The sequence below is a fragment of the Kitasatospora sp. NPDC059599 genome (genome assembly GCF_042735125.1).
In the GTDB taxonomy this organism is placed as follows: domain Bacteria; phylum Actinomycetota; class Actinomycetes; order Streptomycetales; family Streptomycetaceae; genus Kitasatospora.
Map to the genome: position 1 here is coordinate 16,927 of NZ_JBHWCL010000105.1, position 16,617 is coordinate 33,543.

General features: G+C 74.2%; 17 protein-coding genes and 1 pseudogene. 6 read left to right on the top strand and 12 right to left on the bottom strand.

Annotation, left to right across the window (positions count from 1 at the left end; translation table 11 throughout):
* Positions 1–167: 167 nt before the first annotated feature.
* The 4 genes from ACFV04_RS29900 to ACFV04_RS29915 all read right to left on the bottom strand — a co-directional run bounded on the left by ACFV04_RS29900 (position 168) and on the right by ACFV04_RS29915 (position 3,207).
* Positions 168–890, bottom strand: a complete 723-nt coding sequence (locus ACFV04_RS29900) for an anti-sigma factor family protein (protein ID WP_380533748.1) — start codon at positions 888–890, stop codon at positions 168–170.
* Positions 887–1,447 carry a sigma-70 family RNA polymerase sigma factor gene (locus tag ACFV04_RS29905; RefSeq protein ID WP_380346595.1) on the bottom strand — a complete coding sequence of 187 codons (561 nt, stop codon included), beginning with the start codon at positions 1,445–1,447 and terminating at the stop codon, positions 887–889. The genes ACFV04_RS29900 and ACFV04_RS29905 overlap by 4 nt, the downstream gene beginning before the upstream one ends.
* Positions 1,448–1,505: 58 nt before the next feature.
* Entirely contained in the window at positions 1,506–2,492 is a 987-nt protein-coding gene (locus ACFV04_RS29910) for a DUF1996 domain-containing protein (RefSeq protein ID WP_380533750.1), read from the bottom strand.
* Positions 2,493–2,586: 94 nt separating this feature from the next.
* Positions 2,587–3,207, bottom strand: a complete 621-nt coding sequence (locus ACFV04_RS29915; protein ID WP_380346593.1) for a hypothetical protein — start codon at positions 3,205–3,207, stop codon at positions 2,587–2,589.
* Between the two features lie 204 nt (positions 3,208–3,411).
* Between ACFV04_RS29915 and ACFV04_RS29920 the strand changes: the two are divergent.
* Together ACFV04_RS29920 and ACFV04_RS29925 are read left to right on the top strand one after the other, a co-directional pair.
* Positions 3,412–4,399: pseudogene (locus ACFV04_RS29920) on the top strand (transposase); the annotation flags it as partial.
* 87 nt (positions 4,400–4,486) lie between these two features.
* The gene (locus ACFV04_RS29925) at positions 4,487–5,320 is read left to right on the top strand and encodes a TIGR02391 family protein (RefSeq protein ID WP_380533752.1); all 834 of its coding nucleotides are present in this window, start codon (positions 4,487–4,489) and stop codon (positions 5,318–5,320) included.
* 101 nt (positions 5,321–5,421) lie between these two features.
* Here ACFV04_RS29925 and ACFV04_RS29930 read toward each other — a convergent pair whose 3' ends face one another.
* The 6 genes from ACFV04_RS29930 to ACFV04_RS29955 form a co-directional block, all read right to left on the bottom strand.
* Positions 5,422–5,559, bottom strand: a complete 138-nt coding sequence (locus ACFV04_RS29930; protein ID WP_380346591.1) for a hypothetical protein — start codon at positions 5,557–5,559, stop codon at positions 5,422–5,424.
* A gap of 168 nt (positions 5,560–5,727) precedes the next feature.
* Positions 5,728–6,993 carry an NAD(P)/FAD-dependent oxidoreductase gene (locus tag ACFV04_RS29935; protein ID WP_380533754.1) on the bottom strand — a complete coding sequence of 422 codons (1,266 nt, stop codon included), beginning with the start codon at positions 6,991–6,993 and terminating at the stop codon, positions 5,728–5,730.
* 137 nt (positions 6,994–7,130) lie between these two features.
* Positions 7,131–7,562 carry a nuclear transport factor 2 family protein gene (locus ACFV04_RS29940; RefSeq protein WP_360261790.1) on the bottom strand — a complete coding sequence of 144 codons (432 nt, stop codon included), beginning with the start codon at positions 7,560–7,562 and terminating at the stop codon, positions 7,131–7,133.
* 7 nt (positions 7,563–7,569) lie between these two features.
* Positions 7,570–8,373 (bottom strand): MBL fold metallo-hydrolase, encoded by an 804-nt coding sequence (locus ACFV04_RS29945; RefSeq protein ID WP_380533756.1) that lies wholly within the window; start codon positions 8,371–8,373, stop codon positions 7,570–7,572.
* 85 nt (positions 8,374–8,458) lie between these two features.
* On the bottom strand, positions 8,459–9,025 hold the full coding sequence (locus tag ACFV04_RS29950; RefSeq protein WP_380533758.1) for a hypothetical protein: 567 nt from the start codon (positions 9,023–9,025) through the stop codon (positions 8,459–8,461).
* Positions 9,026–9,052: 27 nt separating this feature from the next.
* The gene (locus tag ACFV04_RS29955; protein ID WP_380533760.1) at positions 9,053–10,339 is read right to left on the bottom strand and encodes an MFS transporter; all 1,287 of its coding nucleotides are present in this window, start codon (positions 10,337–10,339) and stop codon (positions 9,053–9,055) included.
* A gap of 250 nt (positions 10,340–10,589) precedes the next feature.
* On the opposite strand from ACFV04_RS29955, the gene ACFV04_RS29960 reads away from it, so the two are divergent.
* Both ACFV04_RS29960 and ACFV04_RS29965 read left to right on the top strand, forming a co-directional pair.
* A complete protein-coding gene (locus ACFV04_RS29960) occupies positions 10,590–11,687 on the top strand; it encodes a DUF5937 family protein (RefSeq protein ID WP_380533762.1) in 1,098 nt (365 codons plus the stop codon).
* A gap of 50 nt (positions 11,688–11,737) precedes the next feature.
* Positions 11,738–12,610 carry a PhzF family phenazine biosynthesis protein gene (locus tag ACFV04_RS29965; RefSeq protein ID WP_380533764.1) on the top strand — a complete coding sequence of 291 codons (873 nt, stop codon included), beginning with the start codon at positions 11,738–11,740 and terminating at the stop codon, positions 12,608–12,610.
* A gap of 266 nt (positions 12,611–12,876) precedes the next feature.
* Here ACFV04_RS29965 and ACFV04_RS29970 read toward each other — a convergent pair whose 3' ends face one another.
* Together ACFV04_RS29970 and ACFV04_RS29975 are read right to left on the bottom strand one after the other, a co-directional pair.
* Entirely contained in the window at positions 12,877–13,134 is a 258-nt protein-coding gene (locus ACFV04_RS29970) for a ferredoxin (RefSeq protein WP_380346558.1), read from the bottom strand.
* Positions 13,131–14,351 (bottom strand): cytochrome P450, encoded by a 1,221-nt coding sequence (locus ACFV04_RS29975; RefSeq protein WP_380533766.1) that lies wholly within the window; start codon positions 14,349–14,351, stop codon positions 13,131–13,133. The genes ACFV04_RS29970 and ACFV04_RS29975 overlap by 4 nt, the downstream gene beginning before the upstream one ends.
* Positions 14,352–14,982: 631 nt before the next feature.
* Between ACFV04_RS29975 and ACFV04_RS29980 the strand changes: the two genes are divergently transcribed.
* On the top strand, positions 14,983–16,068 hold the full coding sequence (locus ACFV04_RS29980; protein ID WP_380533768.1) for an S-(hydroxymethyl)mycothiol dehydrogenase: 1,086 nt from the start codon (positions 14,983–14,985) through the stop codon (positions 16,066–16,068).
* Positions 16,065–16,617 (top strand): MBL fold metallo-hydrolase (locus ACFV04_RS29985; RefSeq protein WP_380533770.1); only part of this gene is annotated, 553 nt, incomplete at its 3' end. The genes ACFV04_RS29980 and ACFV04_RS29985, both read left to right, overlap by 4 nt.

Genomic DNA, 16,617 nt, shown 5'->3' on the forward strand with positions numbered 1-16,617 from the left:
CCCAACATGGGCTCTATACCCGAAACTTGGGGAATTCAGCACTAGACAATTCCGGCCGGGTGGCGGTGGCCACCTGACGGGCCATCGCCTCGGAACTCCGCCGGATTCCGAGGCGATACGGCTCGCAGCAGGGTCCCCGGCAGCAGCCCGGATCACCTCACGACCTGCTACACCGGGACCGTCACGAAGGTCTTCCCGGCCTCGTTCACCACCGATACCGAGGTGACATCACCCGGATCGACCAGGGCGGAGCCGTCCAGGGTGGTGCCCGCCCTGGCGCCGGCCGGCGAGACCAGCCAGCTGCCCGCGTCCGCCTTCGCGCCGCTGCGGCCGTTGACCACCAGGTGGCAGTGCTCGCCCGCCGGTATGCCGGTCAACGCGGCGTTCACCCGGACCCAGCCCATCGCCGGGGTGAGTGTCAGGGTCATCCGGGCGCCGGTGGACGGGTCGGTCAGCGAGGCCGTTCTGGTCCCGGCCGGCGGCGGGGACACACTGGTGGCCGTCGGCGCAGGACCGGCCGCGACCGGTGGCGCGGGCGCCGTGCTCCGGCCGAGCGACAGCCCGACCGCCAGCACCGCCGCGGCCGCGGCCACCGCGCCGACCCCGAGCCACGCCCGGCGCCGCACCTGCTCCGAGCCACGCTCGCGGCGGGCCTGCCGCAGCGTGCGTTGCAGCAGCAGATCGCCGCCCTCCGGCGGCCCGTCGACCAGGAGCTCCGGCGGAACCTCGCCCAACGCGACCTCCAGATCGCGCAATTCGGCCACCTCCAGCCGGCAGGACGCGCAGCCGGACAGGTGCCGCTCGACCTCCGCCACCTCCGCAGGCTCCAGCACGCCCAGGGCATAGGCGCCGACCAGCCCCGCGCTCGGATCGTGCTGCTCCGTGCTCATACCGCCACCTCCTTCAGGCCACCCGTTCCGCCGGAATACGACTTCTTCAGCGCCCGCAGCGCGTAGTGCACCCGGGACTTGACCGTGCCCGCCGGTATGCCCAGCTGGTCGGCGGCCTCGGCGACCGAAAGCCGCTGGAAGTAGATCGAGCGCAGCACCTCGCGGTGCTCCGGCGAGAGCTGCTCCAGTGCCTGTGTCATCACCAGCGTCTCCACCACGCCGTCCGCGTGGTCGCGCTCCACCGGCACGGTGGCGATCTCCTCCGACACCTCGGCCACCTCGGCCGGCCGGGCCGCCCTGGCCCGGATACGGTCGGTGATGAGGTTGCGCTCCACCGTCAGCAGCCAGCCGCGCACCGAGCCCCTGGCCTCGGTCAGCGCCTCGGGGTTGCGCCAGGCGCGGATCAGGGTCTCCTGCACTACGTCCTCGGCGGCCAACCGGTCGCCGGTGAGCCGGATGGCGTACGCGAGCAGCGCTCCGCCGTGTTGCTCGTAGAGCGTCCGGATCAGCGCCTCGTCGGCCGCGTCTCGCCGAGCACCGGCTCGTGTCCTCGCCATCCGCCCATTCCTCCGTCGTCGGGTACCGGAAGCAGCACGTATGACGCGGCTGTCCGGTTCAACCGTTCTCGCGGCAGTTTCGGGCGCCGTTGAGACAGTCCGCCACGGCGGCCGCCCGGTCCTCCGTCATCAGGTCGATGAACACCCCGTGGTCGGTGCGCGGGCTGTGGTGCTGCTCGGGGAAGGTGTCCAAGGCGAACGCCCCGGACGGCGGGGGCCGGTAACCGACGGTCACCCGCAGGTGCGGGACCGGGAAGGTGCCGTGCGGGCAGACGCCCGAGGCGGCGGGGTGGAGCACGTGCGAGCGGTGGTCGCGGCTGTCGGTGGATCGCCCGTCCCAGCAGCTGGGGAAGTCCAGGGTGCGGGTGAGCAGGCTTCCGGCCGGGCAGAGCGGGTAGCGGTCGGTGGTCCGGCCCGGGAAGCCGGTGCAGCCCCAGCGGGCGCGGGCGTCCGCGCCGCCGTCGGTGGCCGCGGTCGGGTCGCCCTCCAGCAGCCGCAGGAAGCGCGGCATCGGCACCACCTTGCTCCACGGGTTGCCGAGGTACTCGACGGTGACGCGCTCGGGCGTCAGGATCTCGCCGAGCGGGCGGTGTTCCTCGTCGTGCCCGGCGTCGCCGCCGGAGCGGTCGGTGCGGCGCAGCACCGGCCAGTAGTAGCTGGAGAGGTCGCCGCCTGCGCAGCTGGTCCCCGCGACGGCGAGGCTCTGGTCGGTGGAGAGCGCGTCGGTGGAGAGGTTGCCGACGTAGTCGTGGACGTGGTGGGCGCCGCCGACGTTGCCCGGCGAGATCACCACGTTGTCGGCGTTGCGGTGCCCCTGCTCGTTGTGACCGCAGTCCTCGGTGTACGTGCCGGTGGACGCGTCCGGGCCGATGGCCCGGGAGGCGCCGTCGACGGGCACGTCGCCGATCGCGACGAAGTCGGACGGGGCGGCGCGGGTCGGCCACAGGCGTACCGCGAGCAACGACAGGCCGAGCACGAGGCAGAGCAGGACGCCGATCGCCGGTCCCGCGCCTCGCGGAGGACGGTGGAGGTGATCCTGGTGCACCGCGCCAGTCTGGCCGGTCGGCCACCGGCCGGGCAAGGCGGTACAGGTCGGCCCTGTCCCGACAGCCGGTCAGGACCGCGCCGCGCGCCGGCGGTCAGTATCCGTACGAGGTGCTGCCGGTCGACTGGCTCTGGGCTGGGGCGGACTGCGCCGGGGCGGCCTGCGCCTTCTTGCCCGCGGGCGTGCTGGCGAACCAGGTCCCGCCGACGCCCTGGCCGTTGGTCTGGCCGGGCGCGCTGTCGCCCGCGAAACGGTACAGCGGCCAGCCGCCCAGGGTCAGCTGCTTGGTCCCGTCGGGCCGGGTGACGGCGCCGACCAGCTCCGAGTCCACCCCCGTGACGGCCACCTTGTCCTGGGTCAGGACCGGCGGCCACTTCGCCGCGCAGGCGTCGGTGCACGTGCTGGCCGAGGGCTTGGCGGTGTCCTTGTCGAAGCGGTACAGGGTGCGGCCGGCGGCGTCCGTCACGATCGGGCCGAGGCCCGCGGAGGTGGCCGCGACCAGCTTGGCACCCTCTGCGGCGCCGGGGGCGCCGGGGGCGCCGGCGGAGGACGCGGGGGACGCGGAGGACGCGGAGGACGCGGGGGTGGCCGCGGCCGGGGCGGCGGCGGGCGCCCCGTAGCCGGACCCGCCACTGCTGCAGGCGGTCGCGGTGAGCAGCAGGGCAGCGAGGCCGGCGACGGCGAGCAGGCGGTGGTTGCGAACGGTCTTGGACATGGCGAACTCCCCTTGGTGGCAGTTGTGTTGGTCTCGGAAGCGTCGTGCTGACGCGTGCCCCCCCAACACGGACGCCGGCCCGGAACGGTTCAAGGTCGGCGAAGAAATTTCTGCCACTGGGTTCCGAGACTGCCTAGAAGACGATGAAAGTGCTGGGTTCTGGCCCCACCACGTGAGTGATGGGGTCAGACTCGTTTCGTAGCGATGGGGGAATGGGCCGGGGAGACGGTCGGGCCGTGCGTCTGGGAGACCTGCTGGGATCTGATCCCGGCAGGGAGCGTGTTCGCATTCCTGGCCGAGCACCGGGGGCGGCTGTTCCCGGCGGGGATGTTCGCGGACATGTGTCCGTCGGCGAACGGCCGGCCGAGCATGCCGCCGCGGGTCCTTGCCGCGGCGATCATTCTGTAGCCCTGCACGGTCTGTCCGACTTCGAGACGGTCCAGGAACTGCGCTGCGACCTGCGCTGGAAGGCCGTCTGCGGGCTGGGTTGCACGACACCGTGTTCGATTCGTCGCTGCTGGCCTACTTCCGCCGCCGTCTTGCCCGCTCCGGCTCGCCGAACCGGGTGATCGAGGCCGTGCGTGAGGTCGTGAAGGCGACCGGCGTGCTGAAAGGACGTCAGAAGCGGGCGCTGGAATCCACGGTGCTGGACGACGCGGTCGCCACCCAGGACACCGTCACCCAGCTCATCGCCGCCGTCAGGGCCGTGATTCACGAGGTCCCCGGCGCCGACCGGGTCGCGGCCGCGCAGTGCACCACCCACGACTGCACCGACCCGGGCAAGCCCCGCATCGCCTGGAACGACGAGCAGGCCCGCGCCGACCTCGTCGACGCACTGGTCGGCGACGCGCTCAGGCTGCTGGGCCACCTGCCCGACCAGCAGCTCGGCGAGAAGGCCGCGAACGCGGTCGGCCTGCCGGCCCTGGTCGCCGGGCAGGACGTCGAGCCCGCCGACGAATCCGACGGCCGTGACGGACGCTGGCGCATCACCCAGGGAACCGTCTCGGACCGGGTCGTCTCCATGGTCGACCCCGATACCCGGCACGTCCACAAGACCCGCAGCCACTACCAGGACGGCTACAAGGCCCACCTGGCCGTCGAACCCGAAACCGGCCTGTTCACCGCCGTCGAGCTCACGCCCGGCAGCGGCAGCGACCATCATGAGGCGAGTGTCGCGCTCCACTCCGTCGCCGCCTGGGCACCCCCCGCCGGCACCGCCGAGCGATGCACCCGCATCCCACTCCGGCTGACGGCCGAGCCGGCCGGGGAACGGTGAACCGTGAGCCCTTCCGACGACTCGACGATCCGCGCCCTGTGGCAGGCGATGGAACGCGCATGGACGGCCGGGGACGGGAACGCCTTCGCCGCCGTCTTCGCGGAGGAGTGCGACTTCACGACGGTCCGCGGCGACAGCACGCCGGGCCGGACGGGAATCGCCAGAGGTCATGAGCGCCTCTTCCGATCGGCCTACCGGTCCAGCCGGCTCACCACGGCGGTCCGCGGCATCCGCTACCTGCGCCCGGACCTCGCCACCGTGACCGCCGAGTCCCGGATCGTCGCGTTGGACGGCGCGGCACTCGCCGACACCCACGCCCTGGCCGTCGTGGAACGCACGACCGCCTCGGGCGAACGGATCTGGCAGATCGTCACCTTTCACACCATGGTTCCGCTCGGGAACGCGCAACTGGCTCTGACCTGCGCTCTGCATCCGCTGGTCAACGAAGCCGCTGCCGACCGGTTCGCAAAGGGCCTGCACCTTGACGCAGTCCTTCGCGCCTTCAAGGCGGTCGAGTACCGGGTGCAAACCCTCTCGGGCTCGACCAAGATCGGCGAGGACCTGATGGGCTTCGTTCTCGGCAGCACAACGCCCAGGCTCACAGTCACCCGCTCGACCGGAGGGTCGCTTCCGAGCGAACAGGCTGGAATGAGGGACCTGTTCAAGGGGGCGATGACAGCCTTGCGTAACCCACGCGCTCACGGACCCCACTATGCAGACGACCCGGATGAGGCTCAGGAGATGCTGATTCTCGCGAGCTTCCTCATGCGTCGCCTGGATCTCGCGGAGGTGGTTTTGAGTGCTCCCGGGACTGCTAGCAGTGTCGCGGCGCCATAGCGCCGGTGCATGAGGCAATCCGTTGGGACGGCTCCCGCCCGGCCCGTCGATGGACATGGCCAGCAGGTGCTGTCCGGCGAGCACCTCCAGCCCGGCCATCGTTAGGGGTCGGGGAGGTGGCCGCCGAGCCGGCCCCGGGCGGCCTCCGTGACGGTCAGGTAGAGCCGGTTCAAGGCCGCCGCCCCGTCAGCCGGGGGCAGGTTGGCCCGGATCTCCCGCAACTGGTCGACTGCGTCCACCGACTGTCAACCACGTCGCTCCGGGCAATGGATAGCCGTCCCTCTCTGCGGCGGGGCCGGACGGATGCAGCAGAGCCCCCGGAGACGCTTGGTGCTGTCATTCCGGGGGCCTCTGCTGCCATCGGTGTGTGATCTCAGGTCGCGCGGACGGTGGGTATTCGGCCTCGCTCAGACTTTCCCGAGAGGAATTCCCGGGTCGGCCAGGCGGCCGGCGTCCACTACGCGCTTGGAGACGATCAGTTCGCGGATCGGGTCGGTGACGTCCCAGACGTTGACGTTCATCCCGGCGAGCACCCGGCCGCCGGACAGCCAGAACGCGATGAACTCGCGGCCGGCCCGGTCGCCGCGGAAGACCACCTGGTCGTAGCCCCCGGGCTCGACGTAGCCGACGTACTCCATGCCGAGGTCGTACTGGTCGGAGAAGAAGTACGGGACCCGGTCGTGGACCGCGTCCGCCTGCCCGAGCAGGGCGCGGGCGGCGGTCTGCGGCTGGTTCAGGGCGTTGGCCCAGTGCTCGACCCGGATGTGCTTGCCGAACAGCGGGTGGTAGGCGTTGGCGACGTCGCCGGCCGCGTAGACGTCCGGGTCCGAGGTGCGCAGGTGCCGGTCGGTCTTGATGCCGTTGTCGACCTCCAGCCCGGCCGCCTCGGCGAGCCCGGTGGCGGGGACGATGCCGATGCCCACGACGACCGCGTCGGCCGCCACCGTCGTCCCGTCGGCGAGCACGACGCCGGTCACCGTGCCGCCGTCGCCGGTCAGTTCGGTCACCTGGACGCCGAAGCGCAGGTCCACCCCGTGCTCCCGGTGGAGGTCGGCGAAGACCTCGGCGACCTCCCGGCCGAGCACCCGCAGCAGCGGCAGTTCGAGCGACTCCAGCACCGTCACCTCGGCGCCGGCCGTCCGGGCCGCGGCCGCCACCTCCAGGCCGATCCAGCCCGCGCCGATCACCACGATCCGGGCGCCCGGCCGCAGCGCCGCCTTGATCCGGTCGCTGTCGTCGACCCGGCGCAGGTACAGCACGCCGTCCTGGTCCGCGCCCGGCACCGGCAGGCGGCGCGGCACCGAGCCGGTGGTCAGCAGCAGCTTCGCGTACTCCACCCGACCGTCGTCGGCGAGCGTCACGGTGTGCCCGGTCGGGTCGATCGAGGCCACCGCCGTGCCCAGGCGCAGCGTGACGTCGTGCTCGGCGTACCACTGCGGCGGGTGGACGTAGATCTTCTCCCGGGCGTCCTTGCCGAGCAGGTAGCCCTTGGACAGCGGCGGCCGCTCGTACGGGCGCTCGTGCTCCTCGCCGATCAGGACGATGCCGCCCTCCCACCCGGCCCCGCGCAGCGCCTCGGCGGCCTTCGCGCCGCCCAGGGAGGCGCCGACGATCACGATCGGGCGGTCCTGCCCGCCGCCGGTTCCGGTGGTGCCGCTGTCCGTGCCCGCCATGCTCGACTCCTCGTAGTCCGGCCGTGGATGCGGGGCCAGCCTGCCGCCGTCCGGGTGGTGTGTCGAGGCCGCGCCGGGCGCGCCGCGCCTCGCTCGCCCGTACGGGTGAACGGGTGGGCCGGGCGGCGGGCCGGTGGCTACGGGGTCATCGCGTCCCTGACCAGCGCGGTGTCGGTGAACTGCTCGAAACGCACGATCCGGCCGCCGCGCACGGTGAAGTGGTGGGCGACCCGGACCGCGAGCGGTTTTCCGGTGGTCCTGTGGACGGCCGTGTAGCGGGCCAGCACCACGACGTCCTCGCCGTCCACCACGTAGGTGTCGTCGTGCGCCGTCCAGCCGTCCCACTCGGCGGCCAGCCGCTCCATCACGTTGGCGGTGACGCCCTTGGGGGTGCGGTAGGTGCCGGCCAGCGGGAAACCGGCCATCTCGGTCCACTCGACGTCCTCGGCGAGTGTGGCGCGCAGCGCGGCCAGGTCGCCCCGCGCGGAGGCCAGGTACTGGCGGCGGACCACGTCGGCGGGAGCGGTGGACTCGGCGAAGGCGGCGACGTCCCGGGGGATCTCGATCATCGTTCGCTCACCCCCACGCCATCTCGCCCATGACGACCTTGGTGCCGATGTCCACCGCGATCCGCAGCCCCAGCTCCGGGAAGCGGCGCTCCAGCGCCTCCTTGGCGGCGGACGCGTCCGCGGCCCGGCCGATCTCGGTCTCGAAGGCGCGCAGGTAGGCACGGGTGTGGTCGACGGCGTTCAGGTCGGTGGGCGCGCCGGCGACCCGGTGGCCGGCCGCCACCCAGGTCGGGTGGAGCGCCTCGATGCCGTCCAGCAGGTCGATCCAGGCGGCCCGTTGGGCCGGGTCCGGGGTGTCGGCCGTCCACACGTGCAGGCCCTCGAAGAGCAGCACCCCGCCGAGCACGGCCCGGTGGTGGTGCTGCCAGAGGTAGTGCCGGTCCGGGAGGTGGAAGTCGGCGCCGCGCAGCTCGAACCGGTGGCCCTCGAAGACGAGCTCGTCCCCGGGCAGCACCTCCGGGCGGACCAGCCGGGTGGGCAACTCGGGGCCCAGGTGGGACCAGGCGCGCAGCTTGTCGTCGAAGGTCTCCTGGATGTGCTCGACGGTCGAGGCGGTGGCCAGGAAGCGGGCCTGCGGGAAGGCGTCCTGCACTTCCTGGGCGCCGAAGTAGAAGTCCGGGTCGCCGTGGCTGACGAACACGGTGGTCAGCCGCTTGCCGGTGGCCCTGACCCGTTCGACCAGGCGGCGGCCGTCGGAGCGGGTGAACCCGGCGTCGACCAGCAGCGCGTCCCGCGGCCCGGTGACCAGGACGGAGGTCTTGTTCAGCGAGCTGTCGGGGCCGTCGACGATCTCGAAGTCGAGTGCGCTCACGTCGGGTTTCCTTCCGCGGGGCCGGGCGTGCCTCGCCGCCAGCATCGGTGCTGGGTGTCGCGCCCGCATCCGGAGGACGCCGGTGTCAGGCGCGCGTCCAGAGCGTGAGGTCACTGCTGGTGGCCACCGCGAGGGTCCGGCCGGTGGGGGAGAAGCCGACGGCGCGCAGGGTCGACCAGCCGGAGTCGAAGACCTGCCACCAGCTCTCGCCGTGCTCGCCCTGCCACGGCCCCCGGCCGGTCGCGAGCAGCACCCGGTGGTGCGGCCACTCCGGGGCGGCGACCTCCACGTGCCAGCCGCCCTCGGCGCCGGTGTGCAGACCGCCGCCCCACGACCCGGCCACCGGGATCCGCACGTCCGTGACCTGGCCGAGGCCGGGGCAGCAGAGGTCCGGGCCGTCCGGGTCCTCGTCCGGCTCGTGGTCGCGCGCCAGCTTGAGGCCCGTCACCGCGTCGAACAGGCCGTGGCCGCCGTGCGACACGGTCAGCACCAGGTCGTGCCCGCTCTCCGGGTGGACGGCGAAGCCGATGCCGAGCAGCCCGCCGACCGCGATCGTGCCGTGGCCGACCGGCCGCCACGGCTCCGGCGGAGCGGTCACCGCGGCGGCCAGGATCCGGTCGCGCAGGTGCTGCTGGTACGGGGTCAGGGCCATGGGGCCGATCATCCCACCGGGCCGCTCCTACTGCGCCGGGCCCAGCCGCAGCACCGCCAGCGCTCCCAGCGCGGTGGCGGCGGCGAGCGGCACCCACAGCGCGCCCGGACCGGCCGCGAGCAGCGCCGTCAGCACCGCCGGCGCGGCCGCCCGGCCCACCCCCATCGACAGCTCCCAGCGCGCCAGCGCCCGCCCGAGCAGGTGCGGCGGGGCGACGGCCGCCACCAGCGCCGTCCCCGAGCCGGTGTAGAGGATCTCGCCCAGCGTGTACAGCACCGCGACCACCGCGATGCCCGCCGCCCCCGGTGCTCCGCCGAGCGCCCCGGCCGCCCAGAAACCCAGGTACGAGACCGACAGCAGCGCCCCCGAGGTCGCCAGCACGGCCCGCCGCGGACGGTCCGCCAGCCGCAGCACCAGCGCCAGCTGCAGGGCGATCACCAGCACCGTGTTGCCCACGAACAGGCCCGAGGACCAGGCCGGGGACGCGTGCAGCTGCAGCACCAGCAGCGCGGGCAGCGCCACCTCCAGCACGTCGAAGCAGAACGCGTACGGCAGGTTGGCGAGGCTCAGCAGGCTGATCCGGCGCAGCGGTGCGCTCCCCTCCGCGGGGCCGTCCTGCGCCGCCCGCTGCGGAGTCTGCCGGTCGGCCCGCACCCGCAGCGAGCCCACCAGTGCGGCCGCGCCCAGGCAGGCCGCGCCGGTCACCCCGGCCAGCAGCCGGATCGCCCCCGCCCCGCCGCTCACCGCCACCGTGGCCAGCAGCGCGCCCACGCCCAGCCCCGCGTTGCGCACCGACCGCCCGGCGGCGAGCGCCGCGTCCCGCAGCCGCCCGTCCGTCAGGGTGCTCACCACCGCCGCGTGCGTGGTCGGCCAGGACTGGCTGCCCACCCCGAACAGCACCGCCGCCGCCGTGAACCCCGGCAGGCCGTCGGCGCGCAGCAGCGCCAGCGCGCCCGCCGCCCGCAGCAGGAGGGTGACGGCCGCCGGGAGCGTGCGGGCGCCCCGGTCGATCCAGCGGCCGGTCAGCGGCACCACCAGCAGGCCCGCCACCATCCCGGCCGACAGCGCCAGCCCGACCGCCCCCGCCCCCAGGTGCAGCATGCCGACGCCGTACAGCAGCAGGAACGGCCGCAGCATGCCGCCGCCCACGGCGTCCACCGCCAGCGCGACGGCGTACCGGGGACCGCCGGCGGCGGTCAGCAGGCCCAGCAGCGCGGACGGGCCCCGGCGGCCCGCGCCGATCGGCGGGGCGGGCGGCCCGCCGTCGCGGACGGCGGCGTGGTCATGGACGGACTTCTCCTGGATCAGGCTCATGACCGGTACCGTCCGCCCGGGCCGGGCCCCCTGGCACGTCGATTGACGGTTCCCGTCAATCGGTGGCGGACGTCGCCGGAACGGGTGACAGGATCTGCTGCGTGAGCGAGTGGAGCGCGGGGAGCGCGGGGAGCGAGCGGAAAGCGCGGTACGGGCCGCATGGGCCGCATGGGCCGTACGGGCCGAACGGACGGACCATCGGGAACGGCGCGCGGGCGGACGCCCCCGCCGAGAGCAGCGGGGCGGACGCATGAGCGTGACCATCGACATCAGCGGCCTGCCCGACGAGCGCCTGCTCTTCACGCCCTCCCCGCTCGCCGAGCTGGACGCCATGCTGCACGTGCTCGCCGAGCCGGCGCACCACCCCGCGCTGCACGGCTGGGCGAGCAGCACCACCGCGTCGATCCCGCCCGAACTGGCCGAGCGACTGCTGGAGGCCGACTTCCTCTGGCGCTCCTCGCGTGCCGACTTCCTCGTCCCCGGGCTGCCCGGCGCCACCCTCGCCGAGGAACTCGACGCCGTCGACCGGATCGACGACGAGCTGTTCGTGGCCGGCGCCCTCATCACCACCTGCGGTTCCTCCCGGCTCAACCCGCGCACCGCCTCCCCGCTCACCGACCCCGCCGCCAACGAACGCGCCCGCGAACTCGCCCTCGCCCGCGGCCCCCGGCAAGCCGCGTTCGCCGACCGGCTGCTCGCCGACCCGCCCGCGGTCCGGGCCCTGGTGCGCCGGATGCTGGAGGACTGCGCCTCCGCGTTCTTCACCGACGCCTGGCAGCGCGTGCTGCCCGCCCTCGCCGCCGACGCCCGGCACAAGACCGACCTGCTGGCCCGCCGGGGCCTCGGCGAGACACTGGCCGCCGTCTCCCCGTCCGTCACCCTCGACCAGGGCGGCGACGGGCGGCGACGGATCGTCATCGACAAGCTGCAGGACAGCACCACCAGTGCCGTCGACAGCGGGGGCGTCACCTTCATCCCCACCGCCTTCGGCCGCCCCCACCTGCTGGTGGTCTACGCCCCCGGCTGGCGGCCCGTCCTCCAGTACCCGGTCGCCGAGGCCGGCCTGCCCGAGCCGGTCTCCCTCGCCCTCGTCCAGCAGCGACTGGAGGCGCTCGCCCACCCCGTCCGGCTGCGTCTCGCCCGCACCATGGCCCGCGGCCCGCACACCACCGGCGAACTCGCCTCCGCCTGGCAGCTGAGCGCCCCCGAGGTTTCCCGCCACCTGGCCGTGCTGCGCAAGGCCGGGCTGCTCACGACCCAGCGGCGCGGGCGGTACATGCTCTACCAGCTGGACCTGGCGGGCAGCGCCCGGCTCGGCTCGGACTTCCTGGAGGCGGTGCTGAGGTGATCCGGCGCGCGGGAGGGAACAGCGGCCGGGTGGAACGCGTTCGTCCGGGCATGACCGACGACGCGGCCACCGCCGCCCCCACGCCCGGGATCCTTCGCTACGCCGCCTTCGCCACCCGCCCCGAGGGCGGCAACCCGGCGGGCGTGGTGCTCGACGCCACCGGGCTGACCGACCGGCGGATGCTCGCCCTGGCCGCCGAGATCGGCTACTCCGAGACCGCCTTCCTGACTGCGGGCCCGGCCGAAGGGGCCTACCGGGTGCGGTACTTCAGCCCGCTCGCGGAGGTCCCGTTCTGCGGGCACGCGACGGTCGCCTCCGCGGTCGCCCTCGCCGAGCGCACCGGCCCCGGCCGATACGTCTTCGTGACGGCTGCCGGTGACGTCCCGGTCGAGGTCGAGCGCGACACCGACGGGCTGCTGCGGGCGACCCTCACCAGCGTCGAACCGAAGGTCGAGGAGGTCCTCGCGGCCGACGTCGAGGAGGCACTGGCCCTGCTCGGCTGGTCCGCCGCCGACCTGGACCCGGCGCTGCCGCCGCGGATCGCCTACGCCGGCGCCCGGCACCTCGTCCTCGCCGTCGGCACCCGTGCGCGACTGGCCCGCCTCGACTACGACTTCGACGGCCTGGCCGACCACATGCGGGCCCGCGACCTCACCACCCTCCAGCTGGTCTGGCGCGAGGCCCCCGAGGTCTTCCACGTCCGCGACCCCTTCCCGGTCGGCGGCGTGGTCGAGGACCCGGCCACCGGCGCCGCCGCGGCCGCCTTCGGCGCGTACCTGCGGGAGCTGGGCGCGGTGGCGGCCCCGGCGGTGCTGACGCTGCACCAGGGCGAGGACCTGGGCCGCCCGGGCGTGCTGCGGGTCGAACTGCGGGCGGAGGACGCGCGGGTGCGGGTCTCGGGCACGGCGGTGGCGATCGGCTGAGGCCGGGTGTGACCCGGGTGCGACGCCGGGCGCCGTCAGGACGGGCGTCGGGGCGGTCGGCCGGGGCGGGGCGCCGACGGGCACCGGGGTGAGGCGTCGACGGGGGCCGGCTCACCGGCCGGCGGAAGGGCCGAACGGGATCGATGGGCTCGGCGACCCATGAGTCGGGCTCATCGGTCGGGGCCGTCCGGGGCCCGGTGTCCGGTGGTGCCCGCGCCGCCCGCTGCTCGTGGCGAGCGACGGGCGCCGGGCACCACCGGAGCGGGTCACTCCGCCGGGTCGATCCGGTAGCCGCCGCGGGCCGAGTGGAGGGTGAGCGCCTCGACCGGGCAGAAGTCCACCGCCTCGGCCAGCTCGTCCGTCAACTCCGCTCCGCCGTCGGCGAATGCGGCCAGGGGTGCGGCCAGTCCGTCCGCGCCGAGGGCCAGCGAGTCGGGGGCGCTGAGCGCGCACATCCCGGAGCCGATGCAACGGTCCCGGTCGACCCGGACGATCACCGGCTCGGTGTCCGCCCGGCCCGTCACCAGGCCACCTGCAGGGAGTTCGGGCTGCGCGTCAGCAGGCCGCGCCGCCAGTCGATCCGTTCGGCCGCCTCGGCGATCCGCAGGGCGGGCAGCCGGCGGGCCAGCCGGTGCAGGGCCAGCTCCAGCTCCATCCGGGCCAGCCAGGCGCCCAGGCAGTGGTGCGGCCCGGCGCCGAAGGTCAGCATGGGTGCGGCCAGCGGGGAGAACAGCTCGGTGCGCAGGTCCCCGGTGAAGACCTCCGGGTCCTGGTTGGCGGCGGCGGTGTCGGCGGCGACCACGCTGCCGGCCGGGATGGACACCCCGCCGATCTCCACGTCCTCGACGGTGCGGCGCATCAGTCCGGGCATGTGCTCGTGGGCGTCGCCGAGCGGAACGGCGCGCAGCAGCTGCTCGGTCGCGGCGGCGGCGCTGGCCTCGTCGGAGGCGAGCTGCTGCCAGGCCTCGCGCCCGTCGCCGAGCAGGTAGACCAGGGCGTTGCCGAGGCTGGTCATGGTGGTCTCGTGACCGGCCACGACGAGGCCGATGACCAGCGCGACCAGCTGGGCCTCGGTGATCGAACCGTCCTCGGCGGCGGCCGCCAGCAGACTGCTGACCAGGTCGTCGCCGGGCTCGGCGCGGCGCTCGGCGATCACCCCGGCGCCGAAGGCGGCGAACTCGGTCATCGCGGTGACGATCGCCTCGGCGGAGTAGGCGGTGGTGGACAGCGCGTGGTCGCTCCAGTGGGCGAGCCGCTTGCCGTCCAGGTTGTCCAGGCCCATCAGCCGGCTGATCACCGCGACCGGCAGCGGGCGGGTGTAGGCGGCGACGATGTCGGCGGGGGAGCCGTGGTCGATCAGCTCGTCGATGAGCGACTCGACGACCGAGGCCACCCACGGCTTCCAGCGGGCTATCGCGCGCGGGGTGAAGGCCCGCTGCACGGTGCGGCGCAGCCGCTGGTGCTCGGTGCCGTCGATGTTCAGCATGCTCTGCGGGTCGTCCAGGATGTTGGGCGTGACCGTGACCGGCGGCGCGTCCGGCGCGTAGAGCGGGGCGCGGCCCAGGCGGGGGTCCGTCAGCACCTGCCGCACGTCGGCGTGCCGGCTGACCAGCCAGACCGGCGTGCCGGTGGGCAGTGCGGCGAGCCGGGGCGGACCGGGTTCCAGGTGGCGCAGGCAGTGCAGCGGGGGAAGCGGGGCGGTGCCGGTTCCGGCGCCGGTCGCACTGTTCTCGGTGGACATCCGTACTCCAGACTCCAGGGCGATGGACCGCGCGGGGCGGTCCGACGGGGGGTGGATCCGAGGATGGCGCGGGGGACGGGTGGTGCGGCCGGCTGGGCGGCTCGACACGGGCCGGGGCGGGTCGGGCATCTGCTGCGGGGTGGCGCGAAATGTGCGGGGGCGTACGGTCGGTACGCGCCGGTCACGGGCGGCGCGCGGTGGCGCGCCGTCGGGTGGGGCGGGTGTGCTGAGCGTGGTCGCGTGGACCGTCTCTGCTACGACCGTACGTGGGCCGCGGGGCGCCCGTCTGCGGGACTTCCAGCCAACACCGGTGCTTTCAGGGCAGTTCGAGGCGCGCTGACGGGCGCTCAGCGCCGCCTGTGCGCCCCCGCCGTCGGGGCCGCGGCGAGGTGCCTCCGGGTAGGCCTCCGGCATGTGCCGGGTGAGGCGCCGTGAGGTGGCGGAACGTCGGCCCGCCCCGCCGGCGGCACGGCCGGTGCGCCGGATCGCCGCGGATCACCCCGCCCGCTCCGCAGGTGGTCGGGGGCGTGGGCGCTACGCTTCGTGGGCAGTGCGCCTGCAGTCCGTCTGCAGGCTGTCGTCGCAGGTCAAGCCGGTGCGGAGCGGCACCGGCCGTCGGAGGTGGAATCGGATGGCCCAGCAGGTCAAGGCAGTGATCGCGCGCGCCAAGGGCGCGCCCGTGGAGGTGACCACGATCGTGGTCCCGGACCCCGGTCCGGGTGAGGCGGTGGTCCGGATCCAGGCTTGCGGCGTCTGCCACACCGACCTCCACTACCGGGAGGGGGGCATCAACGACGAGTTCCCGTTCCTGCTCGGCCACGAGGCCGCGGGCATCGTGGAGTCCGTCGGCGAGGGCGTCACCGAGGTCGCGCCCGGCGACTTCGTGGTCCTCAACTGGCGCGCGGTGTGCGGCCAGTGCCGCGCCTGCAGGCGCGGGCGCCCGCAGTACTGCTTCGACACCCACAACGCCCGGCAGAAGATGACGCTGCTGGACGGCACCGAGCTGTCCCCGGCGCTGGGCATCGGCGCGTTCGCCGAGAAGACCCTGGTCGCGGCCGGCCAGTGCACCAAGGTCGACCCGGCGGCCGAGCCGGCCGTCGCCGGCCTGCTGGGCTGCGGCGTGATGGCGGGCCTCGGCGCCGCGATCAACACCGGCAACGTGGGCCGCGGCGACTCGGTCGCCGTCATCGGCTGCGGCGGCGTCGGCGGCGCGGCCGTGATGGGCTCCCGGCTGGCGGGCGCGTCGAAGATCATCGCCGTCGACATCGACGACCGCAAGCTGGAGACCGCCCGCACGCTCGGCGCCACCCACACCGTCAACTCCCGTACCACCGACCCGGTCGAGGCCATCCGCGAACTGACCGGCGGCAACGGCGCGGACGTGGTCGTCGAGGCCGTCGGCCGGCCCGAGACCTACCGGCAGGCCTTCTACGCCCGCGACCTGGCCGGCACCGTCGTCCTGGTCGGCGTGCCGACCCCGGAGATGAAGCTGGAACTCCCGCTGCTCGACGTCTTCGGCCGCGGCGGCGCCCTGAAGTCCTCCTGGTACGGCGACTGCCTGCCCTCGCGGGACTTCCCGATGCTCATCGACCTCTACCTCCAGGGCCGACTGGACCTGCGCGCCTTCGTCACCGAGACGATCGAGCTCGACGCGGTGGAGCAGGCCTTCGAGCGGATGCACCAGGGCGACGTCCTGCGTTCGGTGGTGGTCCTGTGAGCGCCCCCCGCGTCGACCGGCTGGTGACCGCCGGGACCTTCGAACTCGACGGCGGCAGCTGGGAGGTGGAGAACAACGTCTGGATCGTCGGCGACGACGAGGAGGCGGTGGTGATCGACGCCGCGCACGACGCCGGGGCCATCGAGGCCGCACTCGGCGGGCGCCGCCTGCGGGCGATCGTCTCCACGCACGCGCACAACGACCACGTCGACGCGGCCCCGGACCTCGCCGACCGGACCGGCGCGCCGATCCTGCTGCACCCGGACGACCTGCCGCTGTGGAAGCTCACCCACCCCGACCGCCTCCCGGACGGCGAACTCGCCGACGGCCAGCGGATCGAGGTGGCCGGCACCGAGCTGACTGTCCTGCACACCCCGGGCCACGCCCCGGGCGCGGTCTGCCTGTACGCGCCCGGCCTGGGCACCGTCTTCACCGGCGACACCCTGTTCCAGGGCGGCCCGGGCGCGACCGGCCGGTCGTTCTCGCACTTCCCGACCATCATCGACTCGATCCGGGAGCGTCTGCTGACGCTCCCGGCCGACACGGTGG

Bases quoted from the DNA above. Each gene is read 5' to 3' on its own strand.
- ACFV04_RS29935 (WP_380533754.1), bottom strand. From the start codon at position 6,993: ATGGCGGGCACGGACAGCGGCACCACCGGAACCGGCGGCGGGCAGGAC.
- ACFV04_RS29960 (WP_380533762.1), top strand. From the start codon at position 10,590: ATGAGCGTGACCATCGACATCAGCGGCCTGCCCGACGAGCGCCTGCTC.
- ACFV04_RS29975 (WP_380533766.1), bottom strand. From the start codon at position 14,351: ATGTCCACCGAGAACAGTGCGACCGGCGCCGGAACCGGCACCGCCCCG.
- ACFV04_RS29980 (WP_380533768.1), top strand. From the start codon at position 14,983: ATGGCCCAGCAGGTCAAGGCAGTGATCGCGCGCGCCAAGGGCGCGCCC.
- ACFV04_RS29915 (WP_380346593.1), bottom strand. From the start codon at position 3,207: ATGTCCAAGACCGTTCGCAACCACCGCCTGCTCGCCGTCGCCGGCCTC.
- ACFV04_RS29940 (WP_360261790.1), bottom strand. From the start codon at position 7,562: ATGATCGAGATCCCCCGGGACGTCGCCGCCTTCGCCGAGTCCACCGCT.
- ACFV04_RS29950 (WP_380533758.1), bottom strand. From the start codon at position 9,025: ATGGCCCTGACCCCGTACCAGCAGCACCTGCGCGACCGGATCCTGGCC.
- ACFV04_RS29900 (WP_380533748.1), bottom strand. From the start codon at position 890: ATGAGCACGGAGCAGCACGATCCGAGCGCGGGGCTGGTCGGCGCCTAT.
- ACFV04_RS29905 (WP_380346595.1), bottom strand. From the start codon at position 1,447: ATGGCGAGGACACGAGCCGGTGCTCGGCGAGACGCGGCCGACGAGGCG.
- ACFV04_RS29965 (WP_380533764.1), top strand. From the start codon at position 11,738: ATGACCGACGACGCGGCCACCGCCGCCCCCACGCCCGGGATCCTTCGC.
- ACFV04_RS29955 (WP_380533760.1), bottom strand. From the start codon at position 10,339: ATGAGCCTGATCCAGGAGAAGTCCGTCCATGACCACGCCGCCGTCCGC.